The 25,298-nt window shown below is 72.2% G+C and carries 26 protein-coding genes; 16 read left to right on the forward strand and 10 right to left on the reverse strand.

Translation table 11 applies throughout. The features are described from left to right. Positions 1-144: 144 nt before the first annotated feature. Positions 145-696, reverse strand: coding sequence for a hypothetical protein (locus tag F8R89_RS19630; RefSeq protein ID WP_151785186.1), 552 nt, complete (start codon positions 694-696; stop codon positions 145-147). 190 nt (positions 697-886) lie between these two features. Here F8R89_RS19630 and F8R89_RS19635 point away from each other — a divergent pair, with 190 nt between their 5' ends. The 3 genes from F8R89_RS19635 to F8R89_RS19645 all read left to right on the forward strand — a co-directional run bounded on the left by F8R89_RS19635 (position 887) and on the right by F8R89_RS19645 (position 3,627). After that, on the forward strand, positions 887-1,081 hold the full coding sequence (locus tag F8R89_RS19635) for a hypothetical protein (RefSeq protein ID WP_151785187.1): 195 nt from the start codon (positions 887-889) through the stop codon (positions 1,079-1,081). Positions 1,082-1,216: 135 nt separating this feature from the next. Further along, positions 1,217-2,623 carry a Tat pathway signal sequence domain protein gene (locus F8R89_RS19640; RefSeq protein WP_151785188.1) on the forward strand — a complete coding sequence of 469 codons (1,407 nt, stop codon included), beginning with the start codon at positions 1,217-1,219 and terminating at the stop codon, positions 2,621-2,623. A 110-nt stretch (positions 2,624-2,733) separates the two neighbouring features. Then, the gene (locus tag F8R89_RS19645; protein WP_151785189.1) at positions 2,734-3,627 is read left to right on the forward strand and encodes a glycosyltransferase family 2 protein; all 894 of its coding nucleotides are present in this window, start codon (positions 2,734-2,736) and stop codon (positions 3,625-3,627) included. Between the two features lie 28 nt (positions 3,628-3,655). Here F8R89_RS19645 and F8R89_RS19650 read toward each other — a convergent pair whose 3' ends face one another. Both F8R89_RS19650 and F8R89_RS19655 read right to left on the reverse strand, forming a co-directional pair. Next, entirely contained in the window at positions 3,656-5,368 is a 1,713-nt protein-coding gene (locus F8R89_RS19650; RefSeq protein WP_151785190.1) for a bifunctional 3'-5' exonuclease/DNA polymerase, read from the reverse strand. A 34-nt stretch (positions 5,369-5,402) separates the two neighbouring features. Continuing rightward, the gene (locus tag F8R89_RS19655) at positions 5,403-6,173 is read right to left on the reverse strand and encodes a Clp protease N-terminal domain-containing protein (RefSeq protein ID WP_151785191.1); all 771 of its coding nucleotides are present in this window, start codon (positions 6,171-6,173) and stop codon (positions 5,403-5,405) included. 81 nt (positions 6,174-6,254) lie between these two features. Between F8R89_RS19655 and F8R89_RS19660 the strand changes: the two genes are divergently transcribed. After that, entirely contained in the window at positions 6,255-7,373 is a 1,119-nt protein-coding gene (locus tag F8R89_RS19660) for a DUF2786 domain-containing protein (protein ID WP_151785192.1), read from the forward strand. 333 nt (positions 7,374-7,706) lie between these two features. Here the strand turns inward: F8R89_RS19660 and F8R89_RS19665 are convergent, their stop codons facing one another. Beyond that, complete coding sequence (locus F8R89_RS19665; protein ID WP_151785193.1) at positions 7,707-8,237, reverse strand: DUF4232 domain-containing protein; 531 nt, start codon at positions 8,235-8,237, stop codon at positions 7,707-7,709. A gap of 45 nt (positions 8,238-8,282) precedes the next feature. Then, positions 8,283-8,765, reverse strand: a complete 483-nt coding sequence (locus F8R89_RS19670; protein WP_413251262.1) for a hypothetical protein — start codon at positions 8,763-8,765, stop codon at positions 8,283-8,285. 278 nt (positions 8,766-9,043) lie between these two features. Here F8R89_RS19670 and F8R89_RS19675 point away from each other — a divergent pair, with 278 nt between their 5' ends. The 4 genes from F8R89_RS19675 to F8R89_RS19690 all read left to right on the forward strand — a co-directional run bounded on the left by F8R89_RS19675 (position 9,044) and on the right by F8R89_RS19690 (position 10,703). Continuing rightward, the gene (locus F8R89_RS19675; protein WP_151785195.1) at positions 9,044-9,415 is read left to right on the forward strand and encodes a VOC family protein; all 372 of its coding nucleotides are present in this window, start codon (positions 9,044-9,046) and stop codon (positions 9,413-9,415) included. A gap of 16 nt (positions 9,416-9,431) precedes the next feature. Continuing rightward, on the forward strand, positions 9,432-9,785 hold the full coding sequence (locus F8R89_RS19680) for an ArsR/SmtB family transcription factor (protein WP_151785196.1): 354 nt from the start codon (positions 9,432-9,434) through the stop codon (positions 9,783-9,785). Beyond that, positions 9,782-10,300: an SRPBCC family protein gene (locus F8R89_RS19685; protein ID WP_151785197.1), complete on the forward strand. Its 519-nt coding sequence runs from the start codon at positions 9,782-9,784 to the stop codon at positions 10,298-10,300. The genes F8R89_RS19680 and F8R89_RS19685 overlap by 4 nt, the downstream gene beginning before the upstream one ends. A gap of 124 nt (positions 10,301-10,424) precedes the next feature. Beyond that, entirely contained in the window at positions 10,425-10,703 is a 279-nt protein-coding gene (locus F8R89_RS19690; protein ID WP_055624727.1) for a DUF397 domain-containing protein, read from the forward strand. Between the two features lie 89 nt (positions 10,704-10,792). Here the strand turns inward: F8R89_RS19690 and F8R89_RS19695 are convergent, their stop codons facing one another. Then, positions 10,793-11,308, reverse strand: coding sequence for an ATP-binding protein (locus F8R89_RS19695; protein ID WP_151785198.1), 516 nt, complete (start codon positions 11,306-11,308; stop codon positions 10,793-10,795). Between the two features lie 333 nt (positions 11,309-11,641). On the opposite strand from F8R89_RS19695, the gene F8R89_RS19700 reads away from it, so the two are divergent. From F8R89_RS19700 to F8R89_RS19715, 4 genes are all read left to right on the forward strand, one after another. After that, a complete protein-coding gene (locus F8R89_RS19700) occupies positions 11,642-12,466 on the forward strand; it encodes a helix-turn-helix domain-containing protein (RefSeq protein ID WP_062673215.1) in 825 nt (274 codons plus the stop codon). Positions 12,467-12,557: 91 nt separating this feature from the next. Beyond that, positions 12,558-14,018: an aldehyde dehydrogenase family protein gene (locus F8R89_RS19705; RefSeq protein WP_151785199.1), complete on the forward strand. Its 1,461-nt coding sequence runs from the start codon at positions 12,558-12,560 to the stop codon at positions 14,016-14,018. A 10-nt stretch (positions 14,019-14,028) separates the two neighbouring features. Next, positions 14,029-14,634 (forward strand): PadR family transcriptional regulator, encoded by a 606-nt coding sequence (locus F8R89_RS19710; protein ID WP_151785200.1) that lies wholly within the window; start codon positions 14,029-14,031, stop codon positions 14,632-14,634. A 232-nt stretch (positions 14,635-14,866) separates the two neighbouring features. After that, positions 14,867-16,102, forward strand: coding sequence for an IS701 family transposase (locus F8R89_RS19715; RefSeq protein ID WP_151785201.1), 1,236 nt, complete (start codon positions 14,867-14,869; stop codon positions 16,100-16,102). 129 nt (positions 16,103-16,231) lie between these two features. On the opposite strand, the gene F8R89_RS19720 is transcribed toward F8R89_RS19715, so the two are convergent. Then, positions 16,232-17,659: a glutamate decarboxylase gene (locus F8R89_RS19720; protein WP_151785202.1), complete on the reverse strand. Its 1,428-nt coding sequence runs from the start codon at positions 17,657-17,659 to the stop codon at positions 16,232-16,234. An 87-nt stretch (positions 17,660-17,746) separates the two neighbouring features. Here F8R89_RS19720 and F8R89_RS19725 point away from each other — a divergent pair, with 87 nt between their 5' ends. Continuing rightward, complete coding sequence (locus tag F8R89_RS19725; protein ID WP_151785203.1) at positions 17,747-18,508, forward strand: MerR family transcriptional regulator; 762 nt, start codon at positions 17,747-17,749, stop codon at positions 18,506-18,508. Positions 18,509-18,527: 19 nt separating this feature from the next. On the opposite strand, the gene F8R89_RS19730 is transcribed toward F8R89_RS19725, so the two are convergent. Then, positions 18,528-18,896, reverse strand: coding sequence for a YbjQ family protein (locus tag F8R89_RS19730; protein ID WP_151785204.1), 369 nt, complete (start codon positions 18,894-18,896; stop codon positions 18,528-18,530). A gap of 138 nt (positions 18,897-19,034) precedes the next feature. On the opposite strand from F8R89_RS19730, the gene F8R89_RS19735 reads away from it, so the two are divergent. Continuing rightward, complete coding sequence (locus F8R89_RS19735; RefSeq protein WP_151785205.1) at positions 19,035-19,976, forward strand: DedA family protein; 942 nt, start codon at positions 19,035-19,037, stop codon at positions 19,974-19,976. 58 nt (positions 19,977-20,034) lie between these two features. On the opposite strand, the gene F8R89_RS19740 is transcribed toward F8R89_RS19735, so the two are convergent. Together F8R89_RS19740 and F8R89_RS19745 are read right to left on the reverse strand one after the other, a co-directional pair. Next, a complete protein-coding gene (locus F8R89_RS19740; RefSeq protein WP_151785206.1) occupies positions 20,035-21,666 on the reverse strand; it encodes a threonine/serine ThrE exporter family protein in 1,632 nt (543 codons plus the stop codon). Between the two features lie 112 nt (positions 21,667-21,778). Beyond that, entirely contained in the window at positions 21,779-22,270 is a 492-nt protein-coding gene (locus F8R89_RS19745) for an inorganic diphosphatase (RefSeq protein ID WP_031487466.1), read from the reverse strand. A 79-nt stretch (positions 22,271-22,349) separates the two neighbouring features. Between F8R89_RS19745 and dacB the strand changes: the two genes are divergently transcribed. Next, positions 22,350-23,912 carry a D-alanyl-D-alanine carboxypeptidase/D-alanyl-D-alanine-endopeptidase gene (dacB, locus tag F8R89_RS19750; RefSeq protein ID WP_151785207.1) on the forward strand — a complete coding sequence of 521 codons (1,563 nt, stop codon included), beginning with the start codon at positions 22,350-22,352 and terminating at the stop codon, positions 23,910-23,912. Between the two features lie 78 nt (positions 23,913-23,990). Next, positions 23,991-25,124 carry a zinc-dependent metalloprotease gene (locus F8R89_RS19755; RefSeq protein ID WP_151785208.1) on the forward strand — a complete coding sequence of 378 codons (1,134 nt, stop codon included), beginning with the start codon at positions 23,991-23,993 and terminating at the stop codon, positions 25,122-25,124. Positions 25,125-25,298 lie beyond the last annotated feature (174 nt).

A 25,298-nucleotide genomic window follows, 5' to 3' on the forward strand; every position in this document is an offset into this window, starting at 1 on the left:
CGAGGCGCCGACCGGTTATCGGCACCGCACGGCTCCGCCGTACCACCCCCGTGCACGCGGAGCGGTACGTCCCCCGGGCCCCGCCCCCGCCTTCGGGCAGGGCGGGGCGTCCGCGGGTCTCCGGAGCGCGGCGTGCAGCCGCGGTCAGTCCGACGGGCACGGGTCCGGTTGACGGGCCATCTCCAGGGCCGGGCGTTCGCGTTGGGCGCGGCTGTTGGGGCCCGGCAGGGCCGCGCACAGTCTTGTGTGCCAGGTCGTGGGGGAGAGGGCGAGGGTGCGGTCGTCCTTGTCCGAGAGGAGGCGCAGGCGATCGCCCCGGAGCCGGGCGGTGCGCAGGCTGTCGCCCGAGGTCTGGCGGAGGCGGCCCAGCGGTTCGGCGTCGTCCGGGGAGAACAGGCCGACGTCGCCCACGAGGTTGACGACGAGGGTGCCGTCGGGCGCCACGCCCAGCAGGCCCGTCGCGTCGGCGATGGAGCGGGTCAGGCCGTCCCGGCGTTCGGCGTCCACCCGCCACCACACCACCCGCCGGTCCTCGTCGAGCACGGCGAGCCGGTCGCCGTCGGGGGTGAACGTCACCCAGCGGTCGCCGTCGTAGTCCAGGGGCGTGCCCTCCAGGCGGGCGACCCGGGTGCCGCGCCGGACGTCCCACACCTCGACGCGGCCGCCGTCGCGCCAGGCGTCGGTGACGACCGCCACCTGGCGACCACGACAGACAGTATGCGTGACGGTGCACGGGGTCGCGGGGCAACTGGTGGGATGGGAAAGGGAGTTCGGTGCAGAACGGGGCCGTCGTGTGACGGTCTGACGGTTACCGCCAATAACCCGCACCGCCCTTTGGCGGTCCGCCGCCCTGTGGCGCCGTGCCGGCCGTCGCTAGCGTCCCCGTATGAGACGACGTACACGGATTGGCGCGCGGCGTGTCAGGGACTTACAGCGGGTGCGGGACAAGGTGCTCAGCCGCCGGGAGAGCCGTCGGCCGGTGGGCTGGGGGAGGCGGTTGGGGCGGCGGGCGGAGCGTGCCCGGCCCTGGCTGCAGTTCCTCGCCGACCTGGCCGCGCTGCTCGCCAAGGTCGTGCGGTAGCCGAGGCGGGTCGTCCGCCCGTCAAGTCCCCGAGGCTGCACGAGCGTTGACCCGGCTCCCGGCCGCCAGCAGAATGAGCGCGCGTTCTTGAGAGCGCTCTCAAACAGGCGTGCCCGCTCCGGCCGAGGGAGATCCATGACCGACTTCAGCGACAGACAGGGCCCGGCGCTCAGCCGCCGCGGGCTGCTCGGGGCCGGTATCGGCGCCGCCGTGCTCACCGCGGCCGGCGTGGGCACCGCGCACGCGGGCGGCCCCTCCGGCGGGAGCGGTGCCGGTGGCGGGCCGGCCGGGCGGCGGGCCGTGGCCTTCCTCGCCGCCGCGATGGACGCCTACCCCGAGCAGGGGCGTATCCGGCTCGCCCAGAGCTACACCGACCAGGCCGGCCTCTTCAGCACCGCCTTCACCTACGACAACGGGCTCGCGGTCCTCGCTCTGCTCGCCGCCCGTACGCCGGACGCGCACGCCCGCGCGGTCGCGCTCGGGGACGCGCTGCTGTACGCGCAGGCGCACGACCCCGAGCACGACGACGGGCGGCTGCGGCAGGCGTACAACGTGGGGCCGTACACCTTCTACGACGGCTCGCTCCAGCCCGACGGGTTCGTGCGGGCGGACGGCACGGCCAACGTGGGGACGCAGTTCGGGTTCACGGGGACGGCCGTCGGCGACATGGCCTGGGCCGGGATCGCGCTGGCCGCGCTCGCCGGGCGGACCGGGAAGCGCCGCTTCCGCGACGGTGCCGTGCGGATCGCGGAGTGGATCGAGCGCAACGGGCGTACGGACGACGAACCCCTCGGCGGCTACAAGTTCGGCGTAGACGGGGCCGGGGCCAAGCTGCCGTTCTCCTCCACCGAGCACAACACCGACCTCGTCGGCCTCTTCGGCCGGCTCGCCCGGCTCACGGGGGACCGCGTCTGGCGCGAGCGGCGCGCGCACGCCCGGGCGTTCGTGGAGCGGATGTGGGAGCCGGACGGCGGCTTCTTCTACACCGGCACCAACGACGGCGTGACCGTCAACCGTTCGCCGGTCCCCGAGGACACCCAGACCTGGACCTACCTCGCCCTCGACGATCGATCCCGGGCCCGCTCCCTGGACTGGGCCGCGCGCCGGCTCGCCGTCCTCGACCACGCCGGCCGCCCCAACAGCACGGTCCCGGCGGGGCAGTCGTACGAGGGGGTCACCTTCAGCTCGGCCAGTCTGCTCGCCGACGAGGGCGCCCCGATCGCCGACGGGCAGCCCAGACCCGACCGCAACGGCGTGTGGTTCGAGGGCACCGCCCATCTCGCGCTCTGCCTGCGCGACCGGCACGGCCGGGGCGACGAGGCCAGGGCGCGGCGGCTGCTGGACTCGATCGAGCGGGCCCAGGACCGGCTCGGCGGCGGACAGACGGCCGGCGGGCGCGCCCTGCCCGCGCGGGCCGGGGTGGTGTCGGCCAGCAGCCCGATCGACACCGGGTTCGGGTTCGGGTACTACCCGTACCGGCATCTGGGGGCGACGGCCTGGTACGTGATGGCCGCCGAGCGCTTCAACCCGCTGCGGGCCTGACGCGGGCGGGGGGCGAACGGGGGACGGCGTCCCGGTGAACCACTAGCATCACGCCGGTGAGCGTGGGAGCGGGAGCCGGACGAGCCGGACAGGACGGACGAGGGACGGGCATGACGGAACCGAGGATCGCCGTGGCCGTGGTGACCATGGGCAACCGGCCCGCGGAGGTCGACGCGCTGCTGGAGTCCGTCGCCAAGCAGGACCTCGCCCCGCACCGCGTCGTGGTCGTCGGCAACGGCTGCCCGCTGCCCGAGTTCGCCGAACGCCTGTCCCTGCCGGGGGAGTTCACCGGGATCGAGCTCGACGAGAACCTGGGCTGCCCCGGCGGGCGCAACGTCGCCCTGGAGCGGCTGCGCGCGTTCGGGGACGTCGACGTCGTGGTCGAGCTGGACGACGACGGGCTGCTCGTCGACGCCGATGTGCTGCGCCGGGTGCGGGACCTGTACGCCGCCGACGACCGTCTCGGCATCGTCGGGTTCCGGATCGCCGACGAGAACGGCGAGACCCAGCAGCGGCACGTGCCGAGGGTCGGCAAGTCCGATCCGATGCGCGGCGGTGAGGTCACGGGCTTCCTCGGCGGCGGGCACGCGCTGAGCATGGCGATGCTGGCCGAGACCGGTGACTGGCCCGCGCAGTTCTTCTTCGCGCACGAGGAGACGGATCTGGCGTGGCGGGCGATCGACGCCGGCTGGCGCATCCTCTACGCGCCCGAACTCCTCCTCCAGCACCCGAAGACCTCGCCCGCGCGGCACGCCATCTACTACCGGGTGAACGCCCGCAACCGGGTCTGGCTGACCCGGCGCCGGCTGCCGCTCCCGCTCATCCCGGTCCACCTCGGGATCTGGGTGCTGCTCACGCTCGCCCGCACCCGGTCGGCGGCCGGTCTGCGGGCCTGGTTCGGCGGCTTCCTGGAGGGCGTCAGGGAGTCCGCGGGCGAGCGGCGGCCCATGCGCTGGCGCACGGTGGTGCGGCTGACCCGGCTGGGCCGGCCGCCCGTCCTCTGAGGTCGGGGCAGAGGGACCGGCCCGTCCCTCACTTCGCGTCCGCGTAGCACTCCACGACCGCCGTGGTGAACGGGAACCGCACCGGCGTCTCCCCGAACGTGAGCCGTCCGGCGAGCGCGGACGCCTCGCGGATCGCGGCCACGACGGCCTCGGCCTCCTCCTCGGGACAGTGCACGATCACCTCGTCGTGCTGGAAGAAGACCAGCTCGGCCGCCATGTCCGCGCAGGACCGGCGCAGCGCGGCGAGCAGCAGCAGGGCCCAGTCGGCGGCGCTGCCCTGGACGACGAAGTTGCGGGCGAAGCGGCCGCGGGCGCGGGCGTCGGTGGAGGCGTAGCCGGGAACCCAGTCCTGGGGCGCGGACCCGCCGGCCGGTCCGTCGGGCCCCGAGGGCGTGTCCGGGACGGGGATGCCCGCCTCCTCGGCGGCCTCCTCCGACGCCCCGGCGGCCGGGGGCGAGGTCCGTCCCAGCCAGGTCCGCACGAGCCGCCCCTCCTCGCCGGCCCGCGCCGCGTCGTCGACGTACGCGACCGCGCGGGGGAAGCGGCGGCGGAGCGCGGCGAGGTTCTTCAGCCCGTCGCCGGACGTCTGGCCGTAGACGGCGCCCAGCACGGCGAGCTTGGCCTGGGCGCGGTCACCGGAGAAGGCGCGGTCGGAGACGGCCTGGTAGAGGTCGGTCTCCCGGGAGGCGACCTCCATCAGCCCGGGGTCCCGGGAGATCGCGGCGAGCACGCGGGGCTCCATCTGGTCGGCGTCGGCGACGACGAGCCGCCAGCCGGGGTCGGCGACGACCGCGCGCCGGATCACCTTGGGGATCTGCAGGGCGCCTCCGCCGTTGGTGACCCAGCGTCCGGTGACGGTGCCGCCCGCGAGGAACTCGGGCCGGAACCGCCCGTCGCGCACCCAGTCCTGGAGCCAGGACCAGCCGTGCGCGACCCAGATCCGGTACAGCTTCTTGTACTCGATGAGGGGCTTCACCGCCGGATGGTCGACGGACTGGATCTCCCAGCGCCGGGTCGACTTGACCTTGACGCCGGCCTGGGCGAACGCCTTGATCACGTCGGCGGGCAGATCGGGCCGCACCCGGCGCCCGAACGCGGCCGACACCTCGTCCGCCAGCTCGGCGAGCCGGCGCGGCTCCCCGCCGCCCGCGTACCGCTCGCCGAGCAGGTCGGTGAGCACCTGGCGGTGCACGCCGGCGCTCCAGGGCAGCCCGGCGCGGTTCATCTCGGCGGCGACGAGCATGCCCGCGGACTCGGCGGCGGTCAGCAGCCGCATGCGGTCGGGGTGGGCGGTGAGGTCGTGCCGCCGCTGCTGGTCGGCGTACACCTCGGCCAGGTCGGCGAGCGGCACGGGGGCCGTCTGCGGGTCGAACAGGGAGGACTGGGCGCCGGGCTCGGCGGCGCGCTGCGGCGGGTCGGGCGGTACGGGGCCACCGCGCAGCCGGGCGAGGGCGGCGGCGGCCGACCGGGGCGCGCCGTGCCGTCCCTCGTGGCCGAGGAGGAGGGTCTCGGCGTCCTCGATGTCGTAGCACCGCTCGACGCGGACGCCCGCCGCGAGCAGGCGCGGATAGACCTCGGAGGTGGAGCACCACACCCAGCGGGCCACCCCGGGCCGGGCGCGCACCGCCTCGGCGAGGTCGGGGGCGCGCAGCGGCGGCGCGGCGAGCAGCCCGTCCCGGCCGAGGGGGGCGATCTCGGCGCCGCCGTCCTCGGCCGGGGCGAGCGCCCACCGGTCGGTCATGCCGCGAGTGTGGCACCCGGGTCTGACATCGGCCTCAGCCCTGGGGCGTGCCGTCCTCGCCGGCCGCCTCCCGGGCGGTCCGCTCACCGGCGCCGAGGTACTGCGAGAGCGCCGCGGCGGTGAACGCCTCGGCGTCCTGCTTGGTGATGCCGAGGCCGGACAGGACGCCGGTGCCGTTCTCGAACTCCAGCAGGGCCAGCAGGATGTGCTCGGTGCCGATGTAGTTGTGGCCGAGGCGCAGGGCCTCGCGGAAGGTGAGCTCCAGGACCTTCTTGGCGTCGGAGCCGTACGGGATGAGCTCGGGGACCTCGTCGGCGGCGGGCGGCAGGGCGGCGGTGGCGGCCTGGCGCACGGAGTCCAGGAGGACGCCCCGGTCGAGGATGGCCTTCGCGGCGATGCCGTCCGGCTCGGCCAGCAGGCCGAGGACCAGGTGCTCGGGGCGCCCCTCGGGGTTGCGGGCCGCGATGGCCTCGTTGTGGGCGGCCATCACGACGCTGCGGGCGCGCGGGGTGTAGCGGCCGAAGCCCTGCTGGGGGTCGAGGTCGTTGCCCTCCTTGGGCACGAACCGCTTCTGCGCGGCCTGCCGGGTGACGCCCATGCTGCGGCCGATGTCGGTCCAGGAGGCACCGGAGCGGCGCGCCTGGTCCACGAAGTGGCCGATCAGATGGTCCGCCACCTCACCGAGGTGGTCGGCGGCGATCACGGCGTCCTGGAGCTGGTCCAGGGGCTCCTCGTGGACCTTCTTGATGGCCGCGATGAGTTCGTCGAGACGCACGGATGACGTGATGCTGGGGTTCGTCGACATGTGTCAACCGTAGGTTGACAGTCGCGGGGCGTCAACCCGTAGTTGACAGTGGGGTGCCGGGAACAGACTTACGATCGCCTGGTGAGCACGCCCAGCACCGTCGACCGCGCCCTCGAGGCCGCCCTCTACGACACCGGGCACGCGACGCTCGACACGGGCGCCTCGCTGCTCGCCGCAGACCCCGCGTCCGACGCCGAACTGGCCCGGCGCGGCGAGGAGTTCGTGGCGGCGGCCTGGCGCAGGGGCTGGCAGCCCGCCGACGTCGTACGGCTGGTGCGGCGCGACCTGGACGACGTGCACGTGCGCCTTCTGGCAGTGCTGGTGCGGGCGCAGGCCCCCCGGGACCGGGCGCGCGGCCCCCGCTGGCGGGCCCAGCTCGACGCCCTGCCCGGCGAGGCGCCGACCCGCACCGACCGCTTCTCGTACGCCACCGCCGTCCTGGAGCTGTACCGCCTGCTGCTGCGGCTGCCCGCGCTCGAGCCCCTGGAGGAGACGGCCGCCCCGTCCGGCGCCGCCGCCCGCCCGGAGTCCCGCATGCTGACCCGGGTCCGGGCGCTGCTCGCGAAGGCCGAGGCGACCGGGTTCCCGCAGGAGGCCGAGGCGCTGACCGCCAAGGCGCAGGAGCTGATGGCCCGGCACAGCATCGACGAGGCGCTGGTCGCCTCCCGTGCGCCCGCCGGGGCCGCCGACGCGCCGGGCGCCTGCCGGATCGGCGTGGAGCCGCCGTACGAGCAGGCCAAGGCCGTGCTGCTGGACGCGGTGGCGCGGGCCAACCACTGCCGGGCCGTGTGGAACGAGCCGTTCGGCTTCTCCACCGTCGTCGGGTTCGAGGCGGACCTGGAGGTGGTGGAGCTGCTGTACACCTCGCTGCTGGTGCAGGCGCAGACCGCGATGACCAAGGCGGAGGCGGCCCAGCGGGCGGGCGGCCGCAAGCGCACCAAGACGTTCCGGCAGTCGTTCCTGGCGGCCTACGCCCATCGGGTGAGCACCCGTCTCAACGCCGCCGCCCGGACGCAGGTGACCGACGACCTGCTGCCGGTCCTGGCCTCCCGCGAGCTGGCGGTCACCGGCCGGCTGGACCGCATGTTCCCGCGGACCACGACGACGCGGCTGCGCGGGGTCAGCGACGACGCGGGCTGGACCGAGGGGTCGGAGGCGGCCGACCGGGCCCGGGTGGACCCGCGCCGGCCACTGACCTGAGCGCCGTCTGCCGTTGGCCTGGTCGTCGGCCGGTCGTCTGGCGTCGGTCGGTCGTCTGGCGTCGGTCGGTCGTCCGTCTCGCCAGCCGGTCGGCTGCCGGCAGCCGTACGTCCGTCGTCTGCCGGTGGCCTGGCGTCGGCCGGTCGTCTGCCGTCTCGGTCGTCTGTCGTCGGTCGGTCGGCTGCCGTCGGTCGGTCGTCCGTCTCGCCAGCCGGTCGGCTGCTGTCAGCCGTACGTCCGTCGTCAGTCGGTCGACCGTCGTCTGCCGGTCGTCCGTCGTCGGTCGGTCTCCCGTCGTCAGCCGGTCGCCTGCCGGCAGCCGTACGTCCGTCGTCAGTCGGTCGACTGCTGGAAGCCGGTCACCGAGGCGTCCGGCGTGCGCCCGTCGTCCTTCAGGGCCACAGCGCCGTACGCCCACTCGAAGCTCTCGCTCCTGTCGGCACCGGGCAGCCGCACCGTCGCCGACCGTGCCGCGAGGGAGCCGTCGCCGCCCTCCTCGCCGCGGACGTAGGTGAGCGTGAACGCCAGCGAGGCGCCCTTCGCGAAGGTCGCCTTCCCGGCCGAGGCGGCGTCCGCGGCCGGGACCGCGGCGGTCGTGTCCCCGGCGACCAGGTCCACGCCGGGCAGGCCCTCCACGGTGCACGGGGCGTCCCCGCGGTTGGTGACGGTCACCGGCACGTTGCCCGTGTCCCCGGCGGCGGGCGCGGCGTTGGCGGGCCCGAAGCGCACGGCGAGATCGGCGACGCAGCCGGCGCCGCCCGCCTTGTCCTGGGTGTCCTTGTCGTCCCCGGCGCTGTCGCAGGAGGTCAGCAGGAGCGCCGCGGCGAGGGCGGCGACGGTGGCGGTGACGGAGATGGTGCGCATGGAGTCCTCGGGAGTCGCGTCGGTGAGCCGGTCACCGATCGGACATCACGATCCCAGACCGGCCGTGGGCAGGCCCGTGGGCAGTTTGCCACCCTCGGCCTTGGTGTACGTCTCCACGCCGAGGCCGCCCTCCCAGGTCACCTTCAGCTCGCCCTTGCCGACGGAGTCGACGGTCCCGGCCGCCCGGTCCTTGCTGCCGTCCGTGCACTGCAGCCGGATGGTGCGCTTGCCGCCCTGCTCGCTGGCCGTTCCGCTGCACACGGACCCGCCGGTCGCGAAGAGCCCGGCCTTGTCGCCGGTGACCACGAGGGCGACGGCCTTGCCGTCGGTGGTCGCCAGCCAACTGCCCTCCAGCTCGCCCGCGGCCGAGCCCGAACCGCCTCCCGAACCGCCCCCCGAGTCGCCGCCCGTGCCACCGGTGCCGGCGTCGGCGCTGGTCGGGGCGCCGCTGGGGGTGGAGTCGCCGTCCGAGTCGCCGCCTCCGCTGCACGCGGTGAGCGCGAGCACGCCCACGAGGGAGGCGGCCACGGCCGCGCTCCTCGTCCACCGGCCCGGCAGGGTGCGCGTACGCGGGAAAGTCGCCGAGGTCACTGGGAGCCCCCAAGCTGTAGCGGTCGGCATGGCCGGATCGGCCGGGCGTGGCCGAAACGTCCGCAGCAAGTTACCAGGGAGTCGGTTCACGGTCGCCGGAAAGACCGCGGGAAGGAAGGGACTTCTGTGCGGGGTGCCGGACGGCGCGGCACGGCTGACAGGTAGGAGATCTCCTACGGTTGACGCGTAGGGAAACGCCTACCTACTGTCGTGCCATGACCATCACCCACGCCTCCTTCGTCACGCTCCCCGTCGCCGACCAGGACCGTGCCCTGCGCTTCTACACCGACGTCCTCGGCTTCCGGGTCGCCGCCGATCTCGCCACCCCCCAGGGCCGATGGCTCCAGGTCGCGCCCGAGGGCGCGCAGACGGTCTTCACGCTCTCCGGTCCCGGGATGGGCGGCTTCGAGCCGGGCACGGCACGGGGGATCATGCTGGTCACCACCGACGTCGACGCGGACTGCGCGCGGCTCGCGGAGGCCGGGGTCGCCGTACAGGGCCCGGACGACGTGCCCTGGGGGCGCATGGCAGGCTTCCAGGACCCCGACGGCAACGGGCTGATGCTGCTGACGGAGGCCGCTCACTGACCGGAGAGGGACGGGCATGACCACGACCGGGGTCCAGGAGACGCCCCAGGACCGCGTCTTCGCCGCGCTGGCCAACGGCACCCGCCGCGAGGTGCTGCGGCTGCTCCGAGACGGCGGGCCCCAGGCCGTACAGGACCTGGCCGCGCACTTCGCCATGCGCAGGCCCAGCCTGTCGGAGCATCTGCGGGTGCTCCGCGAGGCCGGGCTGGTCTCCGAGCGGCGGTCCGGCCGGCAGCGCATCTACCGGCTGGAGGCGGCCCCGCTCGCCGATGTGCGGGACTGGCTCCATCCGTACGAGCGGTTCTGGCGCGAGCGTCTGAAGGACCTCGGCGATCTGCTCGACCGCATGCCCGACGATGACCCGACATGAGCACAGACCCGGGCCACGGCCCCGATCCGGTCCCCGAACCGCTCGAGGACGACCTCACCGTCATCCGCGTGGACCAGTTCTTCCCGCACCCGCCCGCCAAGGTCTGGCGCGCCCTGACCGAGCCCGAGCTGCTCGTGCAGTGGCAGATGCAGGGGGCCGAGGCGTTCCGGCTGGAGGTCGGGCACCGGTACACGATGACGTCCGTGCCGCGACCGAACACCGACTTCTCCGGCACGGTCGAGGCGGAGGTCCTCGCCTACGCCCCCGAACGGATGCTGAGCGTCCGCTGGCGCGACGCATCCTCGGCCAACTCCGCTGACTGGACGGTTACTTGGCGTTTGGAACAAGAAGGGCGAGGAACACGTCTTTTTCTAGTGCACGAGGGGTTCGATCCGGACGACCCCGTTCAGCTCATGGCGCGGAAGATCATGGGCGGGGGCTGGCGCACTCATGTGATGCGATCCCTGGGGCACGCGCTGGAACGTATGGACCACCCACGTACGTCCCAGGAGTAACCGCGGGAACACCCCGCGTGCACGTGCATCTGCTCGTGCAGGTGCACGTGAGCAGGGGCTATGATCCGAAAGCAGTTGTCCGGCACACGCACCACTGCATCACCACTGCATCACCTCATGCCTCATGGCGAAGAGCCACCGCACCATCGGGGAGCGACCTGTGGACCACGACGTGTACAACGGCATGGCGGCCACGGAGCTGGACGGGGTGGCCTGGCAGAAGAGCAGGCACAGCAACTCCCAGGGCTCCTGCGTGGAGTTCGCGCGGCTGCCCGGCGGCGACGTCGCCGTGCGCAACTCGCGTTTCCCCGACGGCCCGGCCCTCGTCTACACCCGGGCCGAGATCGAGGCGATGCTCCTCGGGGTCAAGGACGGCGAGTTCGACCACCTGGTCGCGGGCTGACGCCTTCCGCCGCCCCGTGGATACGGGCGGCGCCGCCCCGGCCGTGATGACGCGCGTAGAACCCGCACGTCACGGCAGGCGGCGCCGTGTCAGTCCGCGGGGCCGGCGCAGGTGCCGGGCTGGAGGCGGAACAGCGCCCAGACCACCTTGCCGCTCAGCGTGCCGGCCATCGGGTGCCAGCCCCAGCCGTCGCTGAAGGACTCCACGAGGAACAGCCCCCGGCCGGACTCCGCCGAGAAGTCCTCGGAGTCACGCGCGACCGGACTGTCGTGACTGGGGTCGCGCACCGCGCACACCAGCCGCTCGGTCCACCGCATCAGATGCAGCCGCACCGGCGGGGGCTGCTCGCAGACGCGGGGGGCGTTCGAGGGCAGGGCGTGCCGCAGGGCGTTGGTCACCAGTTCGGAGACCACGAGGCAGACGTCGTCGAAACGGTCGCCCAGTTCCCACTGGTCCAGGGTGCGGCGCGTGAAGCCGCGGGCTTCCCGGACGGCCTCGTACCGGGCCGGCAGGGCGCAGGAGGCTGCGTTGGAGACGGCCGCGGGGTCCAGTGGCGGAAGGCCCTGCCGTAACGGCTCGAGCATGGTCGATCCATTCGTCCCCATGCGAGGCACTCCCGGGAGTTCGCGGTCGTGGCGATGCAGCGGTTGCGCGGGACCATGGTTTCGGAAGCCAAGGGCAGATGCAAGGGCAGATGCACGTGCACGTGACCGAATTGGACGTTCCCGTACCGCTTGTTGGCCATTTTTTCCGCCAACTTCACCCCCTCTTCTTGCCTTCCGTCGACCGCTTCACGAGTGGAATCCTTGGCTTCTTTCCGTCTCTGTAATCGGGCGAGTACAGCTCGAAGTGATTTAGTGGCAGACTGCGGGCCGGGAAGACGGTTGGGGAGGCTGGCGAACGTGAGCGCGGGAGAGCCCGGATCGGTGGTGCGGCGCATGCTGCTCGGCTCGCAACTGAGGCGACTGCGGGAAGCGCGCGGAATCACCCGTGAGGCGGCTGGATACTCGATCCGCGCGTCCGAGTCGAAGATCAGCCGGATGGAGCTGGGCCGGGTGAGCTTCAAGACACGTGACGTGGAAGACCTGTTGACGCTGTACGGCATCACCGACGAGCAGGAGCGCGCCTCCCTGCTCTCCCTGGCCCGCGAGGCCAACGTCGCCGGCTGGTGGCACAGCTACTCGGACGTCCTGCCCAGCTGGTTCCCCACCTACGTCGGCCTGGAGGGCGCGGCCAGCTCGATCCGCGCCTACGAGGTGCAGTTCGTGCACGGCCTGCTGCAGACCGAGGCGTACGCCCACGCGGTCGTGAAGCGCGGCATGAAGGGCGCGAGCGCGTCCGACGTCGACAAGCGCGTCGCGCTGCGCCTGGAGCGCCAGAAGTACCTCGTCGCGGAGAACGCCCCCGAGTTCCACATCGTCCTCGACGAGGCCGCCCTGCGCCGGCCGTACGGCGACCGCGAGGTGATGCGCGGCCAGCTCCAGCACCTCATCGAGATCTCCGAGCGGCCCAACGTGCGGCTGCAGATCATGCCGTTCGGGTTCGGTGGGCACTCCGGCGAGTCCGGCGCCTTCACCATTCTCAGCTTCCCCGAGTCCGACCTCTCGGACGTCGTCTACCTGGAGCAGCTCACGAGCGCGCTCTACCTCGACAAGCGCGAGGACGTCGCCCAGTACGAGCTCGCCCTCAAGGAGCTCCAGCAGGACAGTCCGGGGCCCGACGAGAGCCGGGATCTTCTCCGGGGACTCCTCCAACTCTCTTGAAACACACGTACGATGACGTGTGATCAGACCGTGAGGACGATCACGATGGCGACCGCGCCGATCGGATGTCTGCGAGGGATTGAGGGATCACATGTCGTCCTATTTCACCGACCTGGCTCAGCAGTACATCGACGGTGAGTGGCGCCCGGGCACAGGCTCCTGGGACATCATCGACTTCAACCCGTACGACGGCGAGAAGCTGGCGTCGATCACGATAGCCACGGTCGACGAGGTGGACGAGGCGTACCGGGCGGCGGCCCGCGCCCAGGAGCAGTGGGCCGCGACCAACCCCTACGCCCGCCGCGCCGTCTTCGAGAAGGCGCTGCGCGTGGTCGAGGAGCGCGAGCAGGAGATCAGCGAGGTGATCGTCGCCGAGCTCGGCGGCACCCGGCTGAAGGCCGCGTTCGAACTGCACCTGGCCAAGGAGTTCCTGCGCGAGGCGGTGCATCTGGCGCTGCGCCCCGAGGGACGGATCATCCCTTCGCCGGTGGACGGCAAGGAGAACCGCGTCTACCGGGTTCCGGTCGGTGTCGTCGGGGTCATCAGCCCGTTCAACTTCCCCTTCCTGCTCTCCCTGAAGTCGGTCGCCCCGGCCCTCGCGCTCGGCAACGGCGTGGTCCTCAAGCCGCACCAGAACACCCCGATCGTCGGCGGCTCCCTGGTCGCGAAGATCTTCGAGGAGGCGGGGCTCCCGGCCGGTCTGCTCAACGTCGTCATCACCGACATCGCCGAGATCGGCGACGCCTTCATCGAGCACCCGGTCCCCAAGGTCATCTCCTTCACCGGCTCCGACAAGGTCGGCCGGCACGTCGCCACCGTGTGCGCCTCGCACTTCAAGCGCTCCGTGCTCGAACTCGGCGGCAACAGCGCGCTGGTGGTCCTGGACGACGCCGACCTGGACTACGCCGTCGACGCGGCCGTCTTCAGCCGGTTCGTCCACCAGGGCCAGGTCTGCATGGCGGCGAACCGCGTCCTCGTGGACCGTACGGTCGCCGACGCGTTCACCGAGAAGTTCGTCGCCAAGGTGAAGTCGCTCAAGGTGGGCGACCCGAGCGACCCCGAGACCGTCATCGGCCCGGTCATCAACTCCTCGCAGGCCGAGGCGCTCACCGGCACGGTCGCGCAGGCCCTCGCCGAGGGCGCGACGGCCCTCGTGCACGGCACGGCCACGGACAACCTGGTCGAGCCGTCCGTCCTGACCGGCCTCCCGGAGGACTCCGCGCTGCTGCGGCAGGAGGTCTTCGGCCCGGTCGTCTTCCTCGTCCCGTTCGACGGCGAGGAGGAGGCCGTCCGCCTGGTCAACGACACCCCGTACGGTCTGAGCGGCGCCGTGCACACGGCCGACGTCGAGCGCGGTGTCGCCTTCGCCAAGCGGATCGACTCCGGCATGTTCCATGTGAACGACGGCACGGTCCACGACGAGCCGATCGTCCCCTTCGGCGGCGAGAAGGCCTCCGGTGTCGGACGGCTGAACGGCGAGACCATGCTGGACGCCTTCACCACCATGAAGTGGATCTCCGTGCAGCACGGCCGCAGCGGGTTCCCGTTCTAACCTGGACGGCATGTCAGCCATCCGCCTCCTCGTCCTGGGCGCGGTCCGTATGCACGGCCGCGCCCACGGCTACCAGGTCCGCAACGACCTGGAGTTCTGGGGCGCGCACGAGTGGTCCCACGCCAAACCGGGCTCGATCTACCACGCGCTGAAGCAGATGGCGAAGCAGGGACTGCTGCACGCGCACGAGATCGCCCCGTCCACGGCGGGCGGTCCGCCGCGCACCGAGTACGAGGTGACCGGCGAGGGCACCGAGGAGTACTTCCGGCTGCTGCGCGAGGCGCTGGTCACCTACGACCAGCGCGGCGACATGAAGACGGCCGCCGTGGGCTTCCTGGTCGACCTGCCGCGCGCGGAGGCCGTGGAACTGCTGCGCGAGCGCGTCCGGCGGATCGAGGAGTGGCGGACGGAGGTCCTCGAGCACTACGTGCCCGAGGAGGGCCCCGAACAGCTCGGCCACATCGGCGAGATCATGAACATGTGGGTCCACACCGCCGACTCCGAGACCGAGTGGACCCGCGGCCTCATCGCCCGCGTCGAGGGCGGCGCCTACACCTTCGCCGACGAGGGCGAGCCGTTCGCCGGCCTCCTGGCCGACGACAGTCAGCCGGGCTAGGTCGGACACGGCCTGCAGGGGGTGTCTTGCCGATCAGGCCGGGCTCCCGGCGCCTGGCACCGCGCCTCGCCGCGTTGTCGTCGGTCGCCGATGCGCCGCATCGACTCCCTCCTCCGCCTTGCGATGCACAGCACCAGACACCGGGAGCTGACCCGGCCTGATCGACAAGACACCCCCTAGTAGTGCTTCGTTACGTCGGGTGACCTCGCTTGGTGTTGGGCATCTTCTTGGCATGAGGCTGGGGGAAGTGGAACGACTCCGGGGCGAGTTAGCGGAGTTCGTTGCCGATGTATTCGGGTCGTTGCCGCGTCGGGATCAGCGGCGTTGGGGCGAGTGTTATCTGCGGGGCCTGATGCTCGACGGCCGGCGCAAGTCGATCCAGCCGATGTCCGAGCGGCTGCCGGACGGGAACATGCAGGCCCTGCAGCAGTTCGTGAACCAGTCGCCGTGGGATCCGCTGCCGGTCAGGCAGCGGATCGCGGGGCGGCTGTCCGAGGTGATCACTCCTGAGGTGTGGGTGATCGACGATGTGTCGTTCCCCAAGTGCGGCAAGGCGTCGGCCGGGGTGGCCCGCCAGTACTGCGGAGCGGTCGGCAAACGGGCGAACTGCCAGGTCGCGGTCAGTGTCCATGCCGCCACCGATACCGCCTCGTGCCCACTGCAGTGGCAGTTGTATCTGCCGCGTGAGTGGACCGACGAGCCGGACCGATGCCGCAGGGCGGGAGTCCCCGACGACGTGGTGCACCAGGAGAAGTGGCGTCTCGCGCTCGGCCTGCTGGACACACTCGCCGAGTGGCAGCTGAAGGCGCCGGTCGTGGTCGCCGACGCCGGCTACGGCGTCAGCACCCCGTTCCGGCTCGGTCTCCAAGAACGAGGACTGTTCTATGTCCTGGCCCTGAACGGGAAAGAAGTCGCCCACCCGGGGGACGTCGAGCCGCACCAGCCGGTTTACGGCGGGCTAGGACCGCCCACCCTTCCCCGCTACCGCACCCCACCGCGAGCCGTCTGCGTCCTGGCAGCGCAGGCGGGTGCGGAGCGGTTCACTGAGGTGACCTGGAGGCAGGGCAGCAAAGGCGTGATGACCTCACGGTTCGCGGTGCTGCCAGTGCGGACTGCGGGCAAGCAGTCCCTGGCCGCAGCCCAGAAGACCGGCGGCGGCCGCAACCGTTGGGACGGCGTCCTGCCCGTCCAGACACTCCTCGTCGAATGGCCGGACGGCCAGGACACTCCGACGGACTACTGGATATCGAACCTGCCCGTCACCACCCCGGTCGCTGACCTGGTGCGGTGGGCGAAGATGCGCTGGCGGATCGAGCACGACTACCGCGAACTCAAGCATGGCCTCGGGCTGGACCACTTCGAGGGCCGCACCTGGCGCGGCTGGCACCACCACGTCACCCTCGTCACCGCTGTCCAGGCATTCCTCACTCTCCGGCGGCTCGACCCAAAAGTCCACACACCGGCCTGACTCTCTACCAGGTCCTCGACGTTCTTCAGGACCTGCTGAGGTGCTGGACCGGTACCTGCACCACCTGCGGACGCCCCCTGCCCCGCCCCCGGAGCAGCCGCAGACAGCCCTCAACCTAACGAAGCACTACTAGTGATGGAACCCGGTCGCCGCGCCCCGGTCGTGCGTCAGCGGGTGCGGCTGTCGGCGCAGGTCCTCCAGGGAGCGGCGCAGGTCGTCCACGAACAGGTCCGCGAGGTCCTCCGAGAAGCCGTTGCGGCACACCACCCGCAGCACGGACAGGTCCTCGCGGTTCGGCGGGAACGTGTACGCGGGCACCAGCCAGCCCGCCTCCCGCAGCCGCCGGGACACGTCGAACACGTCGAACCGGGTCACGTCCGGCGCCGTCGTGAACGCGAACACCGGCAGCTGGTCGCCCCGGGTCAGCAGCCGGAAGTCGCCCAGCTCCTCCACGGCCTCCGCGACCCGGCCGGCCACGTCCCGCGCCGCCTGCTGCACCGCCCGGTACCCGTCCCGGCCCAGCCGCAGCAGCGAGTAGTACTGCGCCACCACCTGCGCGCCCGGCCGCGAGAAGTTCAGCGCGAACGTCGGCATGTCGCCGCCCAGGTAGTTCACCCGGAACACCAGCTCCTCCGGCAGCGCCTCCTTGTCCCGCCACAGCGCCCAGCCGACGCCCGGGTACACCAGCCCGTACTTGTGCCCCGAGGTGTTGATCGAGGCGACCCTCGGCAGCCGGAAGTCCCACACCAGGTCCTCGTCGAGGAAGGGCGCCACCATCGCGCCGGACGCGCCGTCCACGTGCACCGGGACGTCCAGACCCGTGCGCTCCTGGAGGGCGTCCAGCGCTGCGCACAGGTCCGCGATCGGCTCGTAGGACCCGTCGAAGGTGGAGCCGAGGATGCCGACGACGCCGATGGTGTTCTCGTCGCACAGCTCGGCCGCCGCCTGCGGATCGAGGTGGAAGCGCTCGCCCTCCATCGGGACCAGCCGGGCCTCGACCTCCCAGAAGTTGCAGAACTTCTCCCAGCAGACCTGGACGTTGACGCCCATGACCAGGTTGGGGCGGGCATCCGGGGACGGGTACCGGTCGGCGTTGCGGCTCGTCCAGCGCCGCTTCAGCGCCAGGCCCGCGAGCATGCACGCCTCGCTGGAGCCCGTGGTCGAACAGCCCACGGCCGCCGACGGATCGGGCGCGTTCCACAGGTCGGCGAGCATCGACACACAGCGCCGCTCCAGCTCGGCGGTGCGCGGATACTCGTCCTTGTCGATCATGTTCTTGTCGCGGCACTCCGCCATCAGCACCGACGCCTCCGGCTCCATCCAGGTGGTGACGAAGGTGGCGAGGTTCAGCCGCGAGTTGCCGTCCAGCATCAGCTCGTCGTGCACCAGCTGGTACGCCGTCGACGGCGCCATGGGGGAGTCCGGGAGGCGATGGGTGGGCGGGGCCTCGGTCATGCCGGCGGCCGGGTTCGTCTCGCCGTAGAACGGGTTGACGGACAGCCTGTGTCCGCCGCCGCGTCGGTCCGGTGATGCGCTGTTCCCGCGGTGCAGTGCCATGCATCGACGGTAGGCCCAGACCTGGGGGCTTGCACCTCACGCGGCGTGAGGGCGCACCGTGGTGCGCGTACCGAGAAGGGAGCGGAAGTGGGCTACTCCGTGGGACAGGTCGCCGGGTTCGCCGGGGTGACGGTGCGCACCCTGCACCACTACGACGGCATCGGTCTGCTCGTGCCCAGCGAGCGCAGCCACGCGGGCCACCGGCGCTACAGCGACGCCGACCTCGACCGGCTGCAGCAGATCCTGTTCTACCGCGAGCTCGGCTTCCCCCTCGACGAGGTCGCCGCCCTGCTCGACGACCCGGACGCGGACCCGCGCGCGCACCTGCGCCGGCAGCACGAGCTGCTGACCGCCCGGATCGAGAAGCTGCGGAAGATGGCGGCGGCCGTGGAACAGGCCATGGAGGCACGCACGATGGGAATCGATCTGACGCCCGAGGAGAGGTTCGAGGTGTTCGGGGACAAGGACCCCGAGCAGTACGCCGCGGAGGCGGAGGAACGCTGGGGCGGCACCGAGGCGTACGCCGAGTCGCAGCGCCGCGCGGCGCGCTACACCAAGGAGGACTGGAAGCGCGTCCAGGCCGAGGTCGACGACTGGCAGGAGCGGTACACGGCCCTGATGGCCGCCGGAGGGCAGCCGTCCGGCGAGACAGCCATGGACCTGGCCGAGGAGCACCGCCGGCACATCGGCAAGTGGTACTTCGAGGTGCCCTACGAGATGCACAGGTGCTTCGCCGAGATGTACGTCTCCGACGAGCGCTTCAAGGCGTACTACGACTCCCTGCGGCCCGGTCTCGCCGAGCACCTCAGGCAGGCGATCCTCGCCAACGCGGACCGGCACTCCGCCTGAGGGTCCCGGCCCGGGGCCGCTACTCCTCCCGGGCCAGGACCACCGCGGTCCCGTAGGCGCACACCTCGGTGCCCACGTCGGCCGCCTCCGTCACGTCGAAGCGGAAGGCCAGCACCCCGTTGGCGCCCCGCGCGCGTGCCTGCTCCACGAGGCGTTCCATCGCCTGGTTGCGGGTCTCCACCAGCGTCTTGGTGAGGCCCTTCAGTTCGCCGCCGACCAGCGACTTCAGCCCGGCGCCGATCTGGCTGCCGACGTGCCGGGAGCGCACGGTCAGCCCGAAGACCTCCCCGACGACCCGCGTCACGCGGTGCCCGGGGACGTCGTTCGTGGTCACTACAAGAACGTCGGGGCTGGGCCCCTGCCCGCCGCCGTACTCATCGATGCCCATGCCCCACAGCTTTGTCGCCGGGGTCGCACAGTGCATCCTGAACGGGTCCATGGAACCTGGGACACCGGTCGCGCGTTGATATTTTTGACTCGCTCGTGACCGATCGTCCGCCCCTTCCCCCGCAGGAGCCACAATCCCGTGACCACCCTTGCGCTCGGCCCCGAGTGGCTCAGCCCGGACTACCTCATCGAGACGTTCAGCCTTCCCGGCATCCTGCTGATCGTCTTCGCGGAGTCCGGCCTCTTCGCGTTCCTGCCCGGGGACTCCCTGCTGTTCACGGCGGGCCTGTTCGTCGCCGAGGGGACCTTCATCAGCCAGCCGCTGTGGCTGGTCTGCGCGCTGATCGTCGCGGCCGCCGTCCTCGGCGACCAGGTCGGCTACATGATCGGCAAGTTCTTCGGCCCGAGGCTCTTCAGCCGCCCCAACTCCAAGCTCTTCAAACAGGAGAACCTGGACAAGGCGCACGAGTTCATGGAGAAGTACGGCCCCAAGGCGATCGTGCTGGCACGCTTCGTGCCGATCGTGCGGACCTTCGCCCCCATCGTGGCGGGGGCCGGCCGGATGAAGTACCGCACCTTCCTGACGTACAACGTCATCGGCGGCGTCGCCTGGGGCACCGGTGTCACCCTCGCGGGCTACTGGCTCGGGCAGATCTCGTTCATCAAGAGCAACGTCGAGGCGATCCTGGTCCTGATCGTCGTCGTCTCCGTGGTGCCGATCCTCATCGAGTACCTGCGGGAGCGCGGCAAGAAGAAGCGCGCCGCCGCCGAGGCCCCGGCCGCCCAGGACGGGCAGCGGCACCAGGGCTACCAGCCGATGGACGACGCGACGACGCAGCTGCGCCGCATCCCGTCCCACGACCAGCACCAGCAGCCGTACGGCGGCCAGGGCGGCCCCGGGCAGGACCAGGGGTACGGCTACGGGCAGCAGCAGGACCACGGCGGACAGCAGCAGGGCTACGACCAGCAGTACTACGGGCAGCAGCACCCGCAGCAGCAGCCTCAGCAGCCGTACGCGCAGCAGTATCCGCAGGGCTACGGCCGGCAGGACCGGCAGTACCCGCCGGACCAGGGCTACTGAGGCCTCCGGCCGGACCGCTCGTCACGGACGCCCTCCCCGGGGGGCGTCCGTCGCCGTCTCAGAAGCCGCGCGTCCGCTTGGCGGAGCGCCGCTTCTCCGGCGAGCTGATCCGCAGGAAGAGCCGGGAGATCTCGGACCCGAGGTTCACGCCGATCGCGATGGCCAGGGCCAGGGACGCCGCCGTGGCCAGCGACACCAGCCCCGCGTCCACCTCGTTCTGCGCGATCGACAGCAGCCCGAAGTACGTGGCCGAACCGGGCAGCAGCGGCCCGATCGCGGCAGTCGTGTAGGGCAGCGCGGACGCGAACCGGTAGCGGGCCATCAGCTGCCCGAACAGACCGACCAGACCCGCGGCGACCGCCGTCGAGGCGACCGGCGACAGCTCGCCCGCGTAGCGCATCGCCCCGTACACCACCCAGGCGACACCCCCGTTCAGGGTCACGGCGAGCACGGTGGTCCGTTCCTGCTGGAGCAGCACCGCGAAGGTCAGCGACAGCAGCATCGACGCGGCGATCTGCAAGTAGGGCCGCTCGGAGGTGTGCAGCGCCGCGTCCGGGTTGAGCTTGGCGCCCAGGTTGACGCCGAAGTACAGGACCACCAGCACGCCGGTCACGATGCCGACGAAGAAGTACATGACCTCCAGCAGCCGCGCCGACGCGGTGATGTAGAAGCCGGTCAGCCCGTCCTGCACGCCCGCCACCAGGGCCCGCCCGGGCAGCAGCGCGAACAGCCCACCGGTGATGACCGCGGACGCCTTCACGTCGACGTGCGTCAGCGTCAGCGCGACCCCGACCGCGGCCGGCGGCATCGCGGCGACCGTGAACTGGTAGAACTCCGGCAGCCCGCGCCCCGCGGCCAGCCACGCCAGCCGGTCGCCGGCCATCGCGCCGACGGCCGCCGCGACGAACACCAGCAGCCCGCCGCCGACCAGCACGGACGCCGCGCCGGCGAGCAGCCCGCTGGCCGTCGTCAGGACCCAGGTCGGGTAGGGGTGCCGGTTGCGCCGGATCTCCGCGAGCCGCCGGTAGGCCTCCTCCAGGGAGATGTGGCTCTCGGCGTCGCTGAGGTCGTCGACCAGCTGGTACACGGCCGCCAGCCGCGTGTAGTCGGTGCCGCGCCGGCGCACCGTGCGCGCCGCCGACACCGGGTCGTCCACCAGCGACGGCTGGTACGAGATCGACAGCAGGGTGAAGGTGACGCTCGGCTCGCAGCGGTCGAGGCCGTAGGACCGGCACACCGCGAACATCGCGGCCTCCACGTCCTCGGCGCCCTCGCCGCCCGCCAGCAGCAGCTCACCGATACGCAGGGTCAGGTCCAGCACGCGCGGGACGGCCGGGCCCTCCTCCTCGGTCTTCGGCATCCGTTCCGGCGCCGGCCGCTCGGCCACCGGCATCCGCAGCATCGTGCGCATCCGGTCCTGCCAGGGCACGTCCTTGGTCAGGCTGACCTGCGGTATGCCGCCGGGGGGCGTGAAGCCGGGCAGGGTGTCCTCGGCGCTGTATCCTCTCGGCGCGCTGAAGGCCGACCTCTCCTGTTCCTGGGGAGGCGCCTGCGGGACGTCGAGACCCTTGGGGAGCGCGAACTCCGACGTGGTCTCCGACTCGCTGTCCCCGACCTCCACCCCGGCGGGCGGCGTGAACGCCATCCTCGCCTCGTCCGACTGCGGCTTGCGGTCCTCCGCGTCCGTCACGTACGCAGCTCTCCTTGAACGACACCTTCCGCCGCTCTCAGTATGCGCACAGACACACGGACGGGCCGCACGCCCTGCGTGCGGCCCGTCCGTGGAACGGCTTCGATGAGGCTCAGTGGCCGCCCTGGTCCTTGAAGCGCTTGTAGGACCGCTCGATCTCGGCCTCGGCCTCGGTACGGCCGACCCAGTCGGCGCCCTCGACGGACTTGCCCGGCTCCAGGTCCTTGTAGACCTCGAAGAAGTGCTGGATCTCCAGGCGGTCGAACTCCGACACGTGGTGGATGTCGCGCAGGTGCTCCACGCGCGGGTCGGTCGCCGGGACGCACAGCAGCTTGTCGTCGCCGCCGGCCTCGTCCGTCATCCGGAACATGCCGATGGCGCGGCACTTGATGAGGCAGCCCGGGAACGTCGGCTCGTCCAGGATGACCAGCGCGTCCAGCGGGTCGCCGTCCTCGCCGAGGGTGTTCTCGACGAAGCCGTAGTCGGTCGGGTAGGCGGTCGAGGTGAAGAGTCGACGGTCCAGGCGGATCCGACCGGTCTCGTGGTCCACCTCGTACTTGTTCCGCGAACCCTTCGGAATCTCGATCGTGACGTCGAACTCCACCGGTGGCTCCTCCATGATCAACACATAGTTCTGGTGATTAAGTGTCCCTCACGCAGGTGTGTGATCGCGAAAGGGGCTGGTGGTCGTGCCAGAGCTGAGGCCTTGGCGAGCCGCGGGACCGCGGGTGACGCGGCTCGCGAACGCCGTGCGACCGCGACTGACGCGGGCCGCGGACGCCCTGCGGCCACGTCTCGCACGCGCCACGAGGCCGAAGACCTGGCAGTACACCGCCTGTGCCGCCACCGCCGGACTGGCGCTGGCCGCCACGGTGGTGACCGCCGTGGGCCCCTGGGACTCCACGGGTCAGCGTACGGCCGAGCGGGACCGGGCGGCCGCCCGGGAGCGCACGGGTGGCACAGATCACGGCCGGGACGCCGCGCCCCCCGGCGCGCGGGACAAGGGCCCGCGCCCCGCGCCCAGCGCGGGCGCCGTCCTCACCGCCCTGGGCGCCGGTGCCGGCCACGCCGGGTCCGTGCCCGACGGCAAGGCCCTCGCGACCGTCCTGGGCCCCCTCCTCGACGCCCCCGGGCTCGGCCGCCGCACCGGCGCCGCCGTCGTGGACGTGGCCACCGGCCGGCGCCTGTACGGCGAGGGCGCCTCCGAGGCCCTCACGCCCGCCTCCACCACCAAGATCGCCACCGCGGTCGCCGCCCTCACCGCGATGGGCCCCGACCACCGCCTCACCACCCGCACCGTCCTGGAACCCGACACGAAGGAACTGGTCCTCGTCGGCGGCGGCGACCCCACCCTCACCGCCCGCGAGAAGACCGGCGGCTGGGCCGGACTGCGCGACCTCGCCGCGCGGACCGCCGGCGCCCTGAAGCAGCGCGGCCTGCGCAAGGTCACGCTCTCCTACGACACCACGCTCTACGCCGGCTCCGAACGACACGTCATCGGCAAGAACAGCAACCTCGCCCCCGTCAGCGCCCTGATGGCCGACGAGGGCCGCCTCGACGACTCGAGCAGCGGCACCGCGGACCGCAGCGACGACCCCGCCAAGGACACGGCGGAACGGTTCGCCGGCCTCCTCGCCGACCACGGCGTGCGCGCCGGCGCCCCCGGCCCCTCCAAGGCCACCAACCGCGCCGAGTCCCTCGCCCAGGTCACCTCGCCCCCGCTCACCGCCCTGGTCGAACGCATGCTGACCAACAGCGACAACGACATCGCCGAGGCCCTGGCCCGCCACACCGCCCTCGCGAGCGGCGAGCGCCCCGACTTCGCGGGCGGCGGCAAGGCCATCGCGGCCCGGCTCGGCAAGCTCGGACTGCCCGTCTCCGGCGTCACGTTCCGGGACGGCAGCGGCCTCGACCGGCGCGACGCCCTCACCGCCGACCTCCTCACCGCCCTGCTCGCCCACGCCGCCGACCCCGCCCACCCCGAACTGCGCGCCGCCCTCACCGGCCTGCCCGTCGCGGGCTTCACCGGCACCCTCACCAGCCGCTACGCGGACGGGGCCGCGGGCGTCGTCCGCGCCAAGACCGGCACCCTCACCGGCGTCAACACCCTGGCCGGCACCGTCGTCGACCAGGACGGACGCCTGCTCGCCTTCGCCTTCCTCGCCTCCGACACCACCGACCGGGACGCGGCCCAGTCCGCCCTCGACCGGGCCGCCACGGCCCTCGCCTCCTGCGGCTGCCGGTGACCGGCCCCCGGCACCGGCCCGGGGGACGTCCGCTCGCACGCCCTGCCCCGACCGGGAACGCTCACGTACGGTTGACGCATGACGAGCATCGGTGGTGCTGCTTCTTCTCAGATGGTCGACTGGAACCTCGCGGTGGCGACCGCGACCCGGTTCGTACGGCCGGGCCCCGAGGTCAGCCGCGACGAGGCCAGGGCCGTCGTCGCGGAACTGCGCCGGCACGCGAAGTCCTCCGAGGAACACGTCCGCGGGTTCACCCGCATGGGCACCGAGGAGATCCACGACACCCCGGTCCTCGTCGTCGACCGGCCCGGCTGGATCCGGGCCAACATCGCCGGGTTCCGCGAGATCCTCAAGCCCCTGCTGGAGAAGATGCAGGAGCGCCGGGGCAGCGGCACCGGCCAGGCCGTCCTCGGCGCGGTCGGCGGCAAGGTCACCGGCGTCGAGCTCGGGATGCTGCTGTCGTTCCTGGCCTCCCGCGTCCTCGGCCAGTACGAGACCTTCGCCCCCGCCACCCGTGACCTCCCCGCCGGGGAGCACGGCGGCGGCCGGCTGCTCCTCGTCGCCCCGAACATCGTCCACGTCGAACGCGAACTCGACGTCCACCCGCACGACTTCCGGCTGTGGGTGTGCCTCCACGAGGAGACCCACCGCACGCAGTTCAGCGCCGTGCCCTGGCTGCGGGACCACCTCGAGGGCGAAATCCAGTCTTTCCTCGGCGAGACCGACGTCGACCCCATGACCGTCCTGGAGCGGGTCCGCGAGGCCGCCCAGTCCCTGGCCGGCGGCCGGCCCGAGGCCGAGGAGGACGACGGCGGGCGCTCCTTCGTCGAACTCGTCCAGACCCCCGCCCAGCGGGAGATCCTCGGCCGCCTCACCGCCGTGATGTCCCTCCTGGAGGGCCACGCCGACTTCGTCATGGACGGCGTCGGCCCCGCGGTCGTGCCCTCCGTCGCCGAGATCCGCGAGAAGTTCCAGCAGCGGCGCGCCAAGGGCGCCTCCCGGCTCGACACCGCCCTGCGCAAGCTGCTCGGCCTCGACGCCAAGCTCCGCCAGTACCGCGACGGCGAGCGCTTCGTCCGGGCCGTCGTCGACGAGGTCGGCATGGACGGCTTCAACCGCGTCTGGACGTCCCCGAACACCCTGCCCACCAAGGCGGAGATCGCCGCCCCGGCGGACTGGATCTCCCGTGTGCACCGCAAGGCCGACGGATGACACCCCCGGCCCGCCGCGCCGCGCACCGCGCATCTCATACGACGGTCGTGAACCGAAACCGGCCGACGGCAGGGGAACGCCCCTCCAATCACCCGTCCGAGGGACCGTGAGCCATGGGTAGGCGTGCAATGCTCGGGGAACGGCCCGCTTCTGTCACCATCTACACACTCTGAG

This window comes from Streptomyces sp. SS1-1, assembly GCF_008973465.1.
In the GTDB taxonomy this organism is placed as follows: Bacteria; Actinomycetota; Actinomycetes; order Streptomycetales; family Streptomycetaceae; genus Streptomyces.